The organism is Nostocoides japonicum T1-X7, from assembly GCF_001046855.1.
In the GTDB taxonomy this organism is placed as follows: Bacteria; Actinomycetota; Actinomycetes; order Actinomycetales; family Dermatophilaceae; genus Nostocoides; species Nostocoides japonicum.
Map to the genome: position 1 here is coordinate 4,480,473 of NZ_HF570958.1, position 10,731 is coordinate 4,491,203.

General features: G+C 72.3%; 9 protein-coding genes. 6 read left to right on the top strand and 3 right to left on the bottom strand.

Annotated elements, in window-relative coordinates; genetic code table 11:
- Together BN12_RS20345 and BN12_RS20350 are read left to right on the top strand one after the other, a co-directional pair.
- On the top strand, positions 1–651 hold a 651-nt coding region (locus tag BN12_RS20345), incomplete at its 5' end, for an adenine phosphoribosyltransferase (RefSeq protein ID WP_327152679.1).
- Positions 648–2,954, top strand: coding sequence for a RelA/SpoT family protein (locus tag BN12_RS20350; protein WP_048555321.1), 2,307 nt, complete (start codon positions 648–650; stop codon positions 2,952–2,954). The genes BN12_RS20345 and BN12_RS20350, both read left to right, overlap by 4 nt.
- Positions 2,955–3,023: 69 nt before the next feature.
- On the opposite strand, the gene BN12_RS20355 is transcribed toward BN12_RS20350, so the two are convergent.
- The gene (locus tag BN12_RS20355; protein WP_083454807.1) at positions 3,024–4,700 is read right to left on the bottom strand and encodes a DUF349 domain-containing protein; all 1,677 of its coding nucleotides are present in this window, start codon (positions 4,698–4,700) and stop codon (positions 3,024–3,026) included.
- 1 nt (position 4,701) lies between these two features.
- Complete coding sequence (locus BN12_RS20360) at positions 4,702–5,493, bottom strand: peptidylprolyl isomerase (protein WP_048555323.1); 792 nt, start codon at positions 5,491–5,493, stop codon at positions 4,702–4,704.
- A gap of 110 nt (positions 5,494–5,603) precedes the next feature.
- Here BN12_RS20360 and BN12_RS24765 point away from each other — a divergent pair, with 110 nt between their 5' ends.
- Together BN12_RS24765 and hisS are read left to right on the top strand one after the other, a co-directional pair.
- Positions 5,604–6,299 (top strand): MBL fold metallo-hydrolase, encoded by a 696-nt coding sequence (locus BN12_RS24765; RefSeq protein WP_048555325.1) that lies wholly within the window; start codon positions 5,604–5,606, stop codon positions 6,297–6,299.
- Positions 6,300–6,301: 2 nt separating this feature from the next.
- A complete protein-coding gene (gene hisS, locus BN12_RS20370) occupies positions 6,302–7,687 on the top strand; it encodes a histidine--tRNA ligase (RefSeq protein ID WP_048555327.1) in 1,386 nt (461 codons plus the stop codon).
- Between the two features lie 3 nt (positions 7,688–7,690).
- On the opposite strand, the gene BN12_RS20375 is transcribed toward hisS, so the two are convergent.
- Complete coding sequence (locus BN12_RS20375) at positions 7,691–8,323, bottom strand: hypothetical protein (RefSeq protein WP_048555328.1); 633 nt, start codon at positions 8,321–8,323, stop codon at positions 7,691–7,693.
- Between the two features lie 131 nt (positions 8,324–8,454).
- Between BN12_RS20375 and ald the strand changes: the two genes are divergently transcribed.
- Together ald and xerD are read left to right on the top strand one after the other, a co-directional pair.
- Positions 8,455–9,570: an alanine dehydrogenase gene (ald, locus tag BN12_RS20380; RefSeq protein WP_048555330.1), complete on the top strand. Its 1,116-nt coding sequence runs from the start codon at positions 8,455–8,457 to the stop codon at positions 9,568–9,570.
- Positions 9,571–9,665: 95 nt separating this feature from the next.
- Positions 9,666–10,577: a site-specific tyrosine recombinase XerD gene (xerD, locus tag BN12_RS20385; RefSeq protein WP_048555332.1), complete on the top strand. Its 912-nt coding sequence runs from the start codon at positions 9,666–9,668 to the stop codon at positions 10,575–10,577.
- Positions 10,578–10,731 lie beyond the last annotated feature (154 nt).

Genomic DNA, 10,731 nt, shown 5'->3' on the forward strand with positions numbered 1-10,731 from the left:
CACGGGGCGCAAGGTGCACCGGTATGCGCAGGCGAGCGGCCCGCGCAACCAGCCCAAGCGGACGCCCAAGTCGCGGCGGTGACGCGGGACCGGATGGACGCCGTGACCCTCGCCGACCGCATCGCCGCGTCGATCCACGACGTGCCGGACTTCCCGCAGCCTGGCGTCCTCTTCAAGGACATCACGCCGCTGCTGCGCGACCCGGAGGTCTTCGGCGCCGTCGTCGAGGAGTGGGCGGGCCGGTTCCGGGGACAGGTCGACGTCGTCGCGGGGATCGAGGCGCGAGGACTCGTCTTCGGCGCCCCGCTCGCCCTCGCGCTCGGGGTCGGCTTCGTGCCGGTCCGCAAGGTCGGCAAGCTCCCCGGAGACACGCACACCGTGACCTACGACCTCGAGTACGGCAGCGCGACGATCGAGGTGCACACCGACGCGATCGGCCCGGGCGACCGGGTCCTCGTCGTCGACGACGTCCTCGCGACGGGCGGCACCCTGCCGGCTCGTCGAGCAGGCGGGGGCGCTCGTCGTCGCCTTCGTCGCCGTCGTCGAGCTCGCCTTCCTCCACGGCCGCGAGCGCCTCGACGGCCGGGTCGTCGACGTCCTGCTGAGCGTCGAGTAGGCGCCCCACGCCTGCGAACTAGACTCACCCCATGAGCGAGGGCACGAGCGAGGGCACGGTCTCCAGCCGCGCCCGTGCCCGGGCCCGGCTCGCGAGGATCGGCTCCCGGGAGCCGGCGACGAACCCCGTCCTCCTGCCCCTCCTGTCGACGGTTCGCGCGAACCATCCCAAGGAGGACGTGTCGGTCATCGAGCGCGCGTATGCCGTCGCCGAGAAGGCGCACTCGGGCCAGAAGCGCCGCAGCGGCGACGCCTACATCACCCATCCGCTCGCCGTGACGACGATCCTCGCGGAGCTGGGCCTCACCCCGCCGACCCTCGCGGCAGCCCTGCTCCACGACACCGTCGAGGACACGGCATACAGCCTCGAGCAGCTGCAGCGCGACTTCGGCAAGGAGATCGCGGCCCTCGTCGACGGGGTGACCAAGCTGGACCGGGTGACCTACGGGGAGGCCGCCGAGGCCGAGACGGTCCGCAAGATGATCGTCGCGATGAGCCAGGACATCCGCGTCCTGCTCATCAAGCTCGCAGACCGGCTCCACAACGCCCGGACCTGGCGCTACGTCTCGCGGGAGTCCGCCCAGCGCAAGGCCCGGGAGACGCTGGAGATCTACGCTCCCCTCGCGCACCGGCTCGGCATGAACACCATCAAGTGGGAGCTGGAGGACCTGTCCTTCCAGACGCTCTACCCGAAGGTCTACGACGAGATCGTGCGCCTCGTCGCCGAGCGCGCACCGGCCCGTGAGCAGTCGCTGGCCCAGGTCCGCGAGCAGGTGACGGCCGATCTGAAGGCTGCGAAGATCAAGGCCGTCGTCACCGGACGGCCGAAGCACTACTACTCCGTGTACCAGAAGATGATCGTCGGAGGGCGCGACTTCGACGACATCCACGACCTCATCGCCGTCCGGGTCCTCGTCGACACCGTGCGCGACTGCTACGCCGCGCTCGGGGCGCTCCACGCGCGATGGAACCCGGTCCCGGGGCGGTTCAAGGACTACATCGCGAAGCCGAAGTTCAACATGTACCAGTCCCTCCACACGACGGTCGTCGGGCCGGAGGGCAAGGTCGTCGAGATCCAGATCCGCACGCACGCCATGCACCGCCGGGCGGAGTACGGCGTCGCGGCGCACTGGAAGTACAAGGAGGACGGCCCGGCGGCCAAGAACGGCTCGGCGCCGGGACGGGGCGGGCAGCCCGGTCACGACATGGCGTGGGTGCGCCAGCTCATGGACTGGCAGCGGGAGACCTCCGACCCGATGGAGTTCCTCGAGTCCCTGCGCTTCGAGATCACCGCGAACGCCGTCTACGTCTACACGCCGCAGGGTGCCGTCATCGACCTGCCGGCGGGCTCGACGCCGGTCGACTTCGCCTACGCCGTCCACACCGAGGTCGGGCACCACTGCATCGGGGCCCGGGTCAACGGGCGGCTCGTGCCACTGGAGTCGCGGCTGGAGAACGGCGACATCGTCGAGATCCTCACCTCGAAGGCCGATGGCGCCGGGCCCTCCCGCGACTGGCTGTCCTTCGTCGCGTCCGCGCGCGCCCGCAACAAGATCCGGCAGTGGTTCTCCAAGGAGCGTCGTGAGGAGGCCATCGAGCGCGGCAAGGACGCCATCGCCAAGACGATGCGCAAGCAGAGCCTGCCGCTCCAGCGGCTCATGTCGCCGGAGAACCTCGCGGCGGTCGTCCAGCAGCTGCGCTACCACGACATCGACGGCCTGTATGCCGCGGTCGGCGAGTCCCGTGTGTCGCCCCAGCACGTCGTCGAGCGGCTGCTCGCGCAGCTCGGCGGGGAGGAGGGCGCCTCGGAGGACCTCGCGGAGGCGACGATCCCGCAGCCCGGCCGCGTCGTCCGGTCCCGGTCCGGCGACCCCGGCGTCGTCGTCAAGGGCCTGTCCGACGTGTGGGTCAAGCTCGCCCGGTGCTGCACGCCGGTGCCCGGCGACGAGATCATCGGGTTCGTCACGCGCGGCGACGGGGTGTCGGTCCACCGCCGCGACTGCACGAACGCCGAGAACCTCCTCTCCCAGCCGGACCGGGTCGTCGACGTCGAGTGGGCGCCCTCGTCGGGCTCGGTCTTCCTCGTCCAGCTCCAGGTCGAGGCGCTCGACCGCTCCCGGCTGCTGTCCGACGTGACGCGGGTCCTGTCCGACGCCGGCGTCAACATCCTGTCGGCCTCGGTCCAGACCTCCCGCAACCGGGTCGCCATCTCGAGGTTCACCTTCGAGATGGGCGACACGACCCACCTCGACCACGTCATGAAGGCGGTCCGCAAGATCGACGCCGTCTTCGACGTCTACCGCATCACCGGCGGCAAGAACCACCACCACCCCGCCTGACCACGGAAGCCCGTCCCCCACGACCGGACGACCGGAGAGCCGAACACGCCCGGCTCGACGCGGACCGGATCAGGCGAGGGCCTTGCGGGCCTGGGTGAGCCAGGCCTGCTGCGTCTCGACCTTCGCGGTGATCTCCTTGACCCGGCGGTCGTTGCCGGCGGCCTCGGCCTTGGCGAGGTCGTCCCGCAACGCGGCGAGGGACGTCTCGAGCTGGGTCACGAGCGAGCTGGCCCGGGCTTCGACCTCGGGGTTGGACCGCTTCCAGCGGGCGTCCTCGGCGTCGCGGACCGCGGACTCGACGGCTCGCATACCGCGCTCCATCCGGTCGACGTCCGCGCGGGGGACCTTCCCGGCCCTCTCCCACTTGTCCTGGATCGTCCGCAGCGCGGCCTTGGCGGCGTCGAGGTCCTTGACGGGCAGGAGGGCCTGAGCCTCGGCGAGGAGGGCCTCCTTGACCTCGAGGTTCGCGCGGAACTCGGCCTCCTCGGCGGCCGACACCTCGTCCTTCGCGGCGAAGAAGGCGTCCTGGGCCGCCTTGAACCGCTGCCACAGGGCCTCGTCGTCGCTGCGTGCGGCCCGGCCGGCCTGGCGCCACCGATCCATGAGCTGCTTGAAGGCGCGGGCCGTCGGGCCCCAGTCCTTGCTCGTCGCGAGCTGTTCGGCCTCCTTGACGAGGGCTTCCTTCGTGCGCTTGGCGTCGCCCTGGGTGACCTCGAGCTGCGCGAAGTGGGCGCGCCGGGCCTTGTCGAAGGCGTTGCGCGCATGGCTGAAGCGCTGCCACATCGCGTTCTCGGTCGGCTTGTCGATCTTCGGCCCGGAGCGCTGGTGGTGCTTCCACTCGTCGAGGAGGGCCCGCATCCGCTCGCTGCTCTGGCGCCACTGGATCCGCTCGACCGGCTGGCCGGCGATCCGCTCCGCCTCCGCGACGAGCGCCTCCCGCTCGGTCACCGCCGCGGCCCGTGCCGCTGCCCGCTCGGCCGCCTCGGCCTCCCGGCGCCGCTCGACGAGGGCCTCGACCTCCGTCACCCTCGTATGCAGCGCCGCGAGGTCTCCCACGACGGCCGGCTCGGTCGTCTGCTCCTGGAGGAGGGCCAACGCCTCGGCCGCGTCCTTCGCGCCGACGTCGGTCGCGGTGAGCCGCTGGTGGAGGAGCTCGACGGTCGCGGCGAGCTCGTCGTACTTGCGGGCGAAGTACTGCAGCGCCTCGTGCGGGGTCGCGCCGGGGTAGGCGCCGACCTCCCGCTCCCCGTCGCCGTCGGTGACGTAGACCGTGCCCGTCGCCTCGTCGACCCGCCCGAAGCGCGCCGAGTCGGAGTGGGCCGGGGCCGCTGCGGCGGGTGCCGGGTGGACGCGCTTGGCGATCGCGGCCGGCGTCGGTATGCGAGGTGGACCCGGCTTCGGGGCCGGCGTCGGACTCGGTGCCGACTCGGCGGCCGGTGCGGGGACCTCCGCGGAGGGCGTCTGGCCCTCGGGGGAGTCCGGGCCGTCCGCTGCCGACGACGCGGGGGAGGGTTCGGGGGCCGACTCGACGGCCGGTGTGGGGACCTCCGCGGAGGGCGTCTGGCCCTCGGACGAGTCCGCGCCGTCGGCGGCCGTCACCTCGGACACCGGCTCGGTGGGGGTCGGTTCCGCAGCGGGCACCGAGACGTCCTCCGGGGCCTGGGCGCCCTCAGGGGAGTCCTGGACAGCCTCCGGGACGTCGGGTGCGGCCGGCGTCGGGGTCGCCTCGTCCGGTTGGTCGCTCACGTCAGCCCTTCTTCTCGGTGACAGAGACCCGCAGGATGCTGATCGGCGCTGCGGGTGTGCCGTCGGTGCCGCCGCCGGACACCCCGGCGGCCGCGATCTTGTCGACGATATCCATCCCCTTGGTCACGGTGCCGAAGATGGTGTAGCCACCCGGCAGCTCGGTGTCCTTGTAGACGAGGAAGAACTGGCCCCCGTTGCCCTTCTTCACGTCCGACGTCCGGGCCATCGCGACGGTGCCGCGGGGGTACTTCCCGTCCTTCGGTGCGTTCTCGACCCCGAAGCCGTAGCCCGGCGTGCCCTGCCCGGTGCCCGTCGGGTCACCGCACTGGAGGATGTAGTAGCCCGACGTCGTGAGCCGGTGACACGGGGAGTCGCGCCAGTAGTCCTTCTCCGCGAGCTGGTTGAACGACGCGACGGCCTGGGGCGCCTTCGAGCCGTCGAGCGTCAGCTGGATGTCGCCGCAGTTCGTCGTCAGCGTCGCGACGAACGTCTTGCCCTCGGCCGTCTTCTTGCTCGGGAGCGAGAGCTCGGCATTCGTCCCGAGCGGCGACGGCGGTGCCTGGCACCCCGCCACCGTCGTCGACGTGGCCGACCCGGACGGCGTGGACGCCTCGTTCGACGAGCCGCTGAGCTGGCGCGCGAGGACGACGAACCCGGCGACGAGGACGAGGACGCAGACGACGACGGCCACGACGACCCGATCCCGCTTGCGCTGGGCCTCCTTCGCGATGCGCGCCGCCTCGCGCTTCTCGTAGCGGCGCCGCGCACGCGCGCGCTCCTGGGCCTTCGTCACGGGTGGGGCACCTCGGGGGTCGTTCGGGGACGTGGGCAGGGGACAGGCGGTCGGTTCAGGACGTCAGTGTAGGCAATCGGCCCCCGTCGGGGCGTCGGTAGGCTCGCCGGGTGCTCACCGTCGCCTTCCCCGCCGCCGCCTTCGGGACGAACTGCTACGTCCTCGCGACCGAGCCGGGCAGCGAGTGCCTCGTCGTCGACCCTGGCATCGGCGTCCTCGACACCCTGCGCGACGTGCTCGCCGAGCACCGGCTCCGCCCGGCCGCGGTGCTGCTCACCCATGGCCACATCGACCACGTCTTCTCGGTGACGCCGGTATGCCGGCCCGGCACGGCGGCATACATCCACGGCGACGACCGGTACCGCCTCGCCGACCCGGTCTCCACGCTCGAGCCGGCGCTCGTCGCCATGCTCGAGCAGCAGTTCGGGGGCCGGACGACGTGGAGCGAGCCGGACGACGTCGTCGAGATCACCGACCGGGAGCGGCTGACCCTCGCGGGTCTCGACGTCGACGTCCTCCATGCGCCGGGGCATACCGAGGGGTCCGTCATGTTCGCCCTCCCCGGCCTGCCGGACGGGGTGGCGACCGACGTGCCCCTCGAGTCGACCGTGCTGTCCGGCGACGTGCTCTTCGCCGGCTCCATCGGTCGCACCGACCTCCCGGGAGGCGACCACCCCGCGATGCTCCGCTCGCTGCGCGACGTCGTCCTCCCGCTGCCCGACACGACGCTCGTCCTGCCCGGCCACGGCCCCGCGACGGCGATGGGCCGCGAGCGGGCGACGAACCCCTACTTGCAAGGATTGTGACCGTGAACCAGACCCCTGAGCCGGCGCCGAGGCCGCGCGCCGAGAAGGTGACCCCGCTGTCGGGGTTCCCCGAGTTCCTCCCCGCCGACCGCATCGCCGAGCAGCTCGTCCTCGACGTCATCCGCCGGACCTTCGAGCTGCACGGGTTCGCCTCCATCGAGACGCGGGCCGTCGAGCCGGTGTCCCGGCTCCTCGGGTCGGGCGAGGACGCCGACAAGGAGATCTACGGCATCCACCGGCTCGCCGCCCGGTCCGAGGAGCGTGGCTCCGACGATGCGCTCGGCCTCCATTTCGACCTCACCGTGCCGTTCGCCCGGTACGTCCTGGAGAACGCCGGCAAGCTCGCCTTCCCCTTCCGCCGCTACCAGATCCAGAAGGTGTGGCGGGGGGAGCGGCCCCAGGAGGGGCGGTACCGCGAGTTCACCCAGGCCGACATCGACGTCGTCGACGCCGGCGAGCTCGCGCCGCACTTCGAGGCGGAGCTGCCGCTCGTCATCGCCGAGGTCTTCCGTCAGCTGCCCGTCGGCGACTTCCGGATCCAGGTCAACAACCGGCGGATCCCCGAGGGCTTCTACCTCGGCATCGGCGTCACCGACGTCGTCGCCACCCTGCGGATCGTCGACAAGCTCGACAAGATCGGGCCGCAGCGGACCGCGGACCTGCTCGTCGGGTCCGGGCTCTCACAGGGGCAGGCCGAGCAGGTCCTCGCGCTGGCCGCCATCCGCTCGGAGGACCTCTCGTTCGTCGAGCAGGTCCGTGCCCTCGGCGTCGAGCACCCCACGCTCGACAGCGGTCTCGACGCGCTCGCGGCGGTCATCCGGGCCGGCCTCGACCTCGCTCCCGGCACGCTCGTCGCCGACCTGCGGATCGCCCGCGGCCTCGACTACTACACGGGGACGGTCTACGAGACCCAGCTCGTCGGGCACGAGGGCTACGGCTCGGTGTGCTCCGGCGGCCGCTACGACACCCTCGCCTCGGACGGCCGGACGACCTACCCCGGCGTCGGCATCTCCATCGGGGTCTCCCGACTCCTCGGTCTCGTCGTGTCACGGTGGGGGGTGACGGCCTCGCGGTCGACGCCGACGTGCGTCCTCGTCGCGCTCGCCGACGAGGCGCACCGGCCCGCGGCGATGCGGACGGCCGCGGCGCTGCGGTCCCGTGGCATACCGGTCGAGGTGGCGCCGGCGGCCGCCCGGTTCGGCAAGCAGATCCGGTATGCGGACCGCCGGGGGATCCCGTACGTCTGGTTCTCCGGGACGGACGGCGCCGCCGACGAGGTGAAGGACATCCGCAGCGGCGAGCAGGTGCCCGCCGACGCGGGCGCGTGGCTGCCGCCCGAGGAGGACCTGCACCCGTCCCTCGTCGTGCCCGAACCCCTCGGAACCTGACCCTCAGGTCAAGGATGACCCCTGGGGACCGAGGGCCGGGGGACGCAGGCCGCAGGCACGCAGCTCGAGGAGGGCCAGGCGCGCCACGACGTCGGGGTCCCGACGGCGCCAGGCCCCGGCGGGGTCGTCGGACAGCCGCGCGAGCTTGGCCATCGGCTGACGCGTCATCGCCCGGAGGGCGAACAGGTCGAGGTCGGCCGCGCTGTCGACGAACCGCTGCGCCGCCGTGGCGCGCCGGACGAACCGGGCTCGCAGGAGGAGCCACACGAGCGCCGCGACGACGATCGGGACGAGGGCCGTCGTCCAGCCGAGGACGGTCGCGAGCCGCTCGACCGCCTGGACGAGGCTCGTCCCGGCGTCGGCGACCTGGGTACCCGTCCCGGCGACGGAGGTGAACGGCTCCGCGAGCCGGTCCCCGACGACCGGCACGTCGGTCAGCGTGCTCGCCGCCTGTGTCATCCGGTCATGGAGCCCGGCTCCCGTGTCCTGGAGCTGGTGCCCGGGCGTCGCGAGGTGGATCGTCGTGTCGTGGACGAGGCGGCCGACCCAGGCCCACACCGCCGTCCAGCAGAGGATGCCGACGTCCGCGAGGATCTGCGCGGTGCGGCGGGTAGGTAGGTCGGCATACAGCTTCATGAGGCCTCCAGCGATCGTCCCGGGCGGGGTGGTCCACGGCACTAGAATCACGGGCGCAGCCGCCAGGCCGCCCGTTGTCGCGGGCAACGACGCTCGCGACGCGACAATTGCAGACAAGGAAACAGATATTCGTGAAGGTCGGCATCCCCAAGGAAGTCAAGAACAACGAGTTCCGGGTCGGCATCACCCCCGTCGGCGTCCACGAGCTGGTCGTCAACGGTCATGAGGTCGTCGTCGAGCAGGGGGCCGGCCTCGGCTCCCAGATCCCCGACGAGGAGTACACGCGCCAAGGCGCGACGATCCTGCCCACCGCCGACGAGGTGTGGGGCACCTCGGAGATGGTCATCAAGGTCAAGGAGCCGGTCGCCGAGGAGTACCACCGCCTCCGCGACGACCTGACCCTCTTCACCTACCTCCATCTGGCCGCCGACGAGCCGCTCACCAAGGAGCTCGTCAAGGCCGGGACGACGGGCATCGCCTACGAGACCGTCCAGCTGCCCTCGGGCGGCCTGCCGCTGCTCTACCCGATGTCGGAGGTCGCCGGCTGCCTCGCCCCGCAGGTCGGCGCCTACTCCCTCATGAAGGCCCAGGGCGGCCGGGGCGTGCTCATGGGCGGGGTCGGCGGCGTCGCCAACGCCAAGGTCGTCATCATCGGCGCCGGCGTGTCCGGTCAGAACGCCGCGAACATCGCCCTCGGCATGGGCGCCGACGTCACCCTCCTCGACACCGACCTCGACAAGCTGCGGATGTCGTTCTGGCGCTACAGCAACCGGGTCCACGGCCTCGCGTCGTCCACCCTCGCGATCCGCCAGCAGGTCATGGAGGCCGACATGGTCATCGGTGCCGTCCTCATCCCCGGCGCCAAGGCCCCCAAGCTGGTCAGCAACGAGCTCGTCTCCCAGATGAAGGAGGGCTCGGTCCTCGTCGACATCGCCGTCGACCAGGGCGGCTGCTTCGAGGACACCCGCCCGACGACGCACGCCGACCCGACCTTCCAGGTCCACGGCTCGATCATGTACTGCGTCGCCAACATGCCCGGTGCCGTGCCGAACACCTCGACGTACGCCCTGACGAACGCGACGCTCCCGTATGCCGTGCGCCTGGCGAACCTCGGTTGGAAGGACGCCATGCGCAGGGACCGCTCGCTCGCCCTCGGCCTCAACACGTACGCGGGGCAGATCACCTGCGCCCCGGTCGCCGACGCCTTCGGCATGGACTCGATCACCGTCGAGGAGGCGCTCTCCTGACGGGCCCCTCTCGCGTCTCCCGTTCCGCCGGTGACGGATCGGGAGACGCGGGACCGCACGACCGGGGGCTCGCGGGAGCGGAGCCCCCCCACGGAATGCGGACCGCCGTCCGCGCGTGGCTGGCCCACCTCGACGTCGAGCGCGGTGCGTCGGCCAACACGCTCGCGTCGTACCGGCGCGACCTCGCGCGGTACACGGCATACCTCGCCGCGTCGGGGGTGACCCGCCCGGAGGCCGTCACCGAGGCCCACGTGACGGGCTTCCTCGCCGCGCTGCGGACGGGCGACGCCGACCACGGGCCGCTCGCCGCGTCGTCGGCGGCGCGGACGCTCGTCGCCGTCCGGGGGTTCCACCGGTTCCTCGCCCTCGAGGGCGACACGACGGAGGACCCGGCAGCGGGCGTCCCGCCCCCGAGCTCGCCGTCGCACCTGCCGAAGGCGATCGCCGTCGAGGAGGTCGAGCGCCTCCTCGACGCGGCCTCGGCGGGGGACACGCCCGCCGCGCTGCGGGACCGGGCGCTCCTCGAGGTGCTCTACGGCGCCGGCGCCCGGATCTCCGAGGCGGTCGGGCTCGACGTCGACGACATCGACCTCGACGAGGGTGTCGTCCGCCTCTTCGGGAAGGGCGGCAAGGAGCGGCTCGTGCCGCTCGGGTCGTATGCGAGGGGGGCGCTCACGGCATACCTCGTCCGGGCCCGTCCCGCCTTCGCCGCGAAGGGGAAGGGGACACCCGCGGTGTTCCTCAACCAGCGGGGCGGCCGGCTCACCCGGCAGGGGGCGTGGGGCGTCGTCCAGGCCGCCGCCGACCGGGCCGGGCTCGGCGACCGCGTGTCCCCGCATACGCTGCGCCACTCCTTCGCGACCCACCTGCTCGACGGGGGAGCGGACGTGCGGGTCGTCCAGGAGCTGCTCGGGCACGCCTCGGTGACGACGACGCAGATCTACACCCTCGTCACCGTCCAGCGGCTGCGCGAGGTCTACGCCCAGAGCCATCCCCGGGCCCGCTGATAGGGTCGGTGACCGAACGCTCGGTGGCGATCAGCGAGACGCTGACCGGCCCGCACCACCCGATGGAGAAAGATGGACTCCGAGGCGATGACGTCGGAAGCGCACACCTGGACGACCGACGACGGGGCCTCACCCACGGCCGCCCCCACGCCCG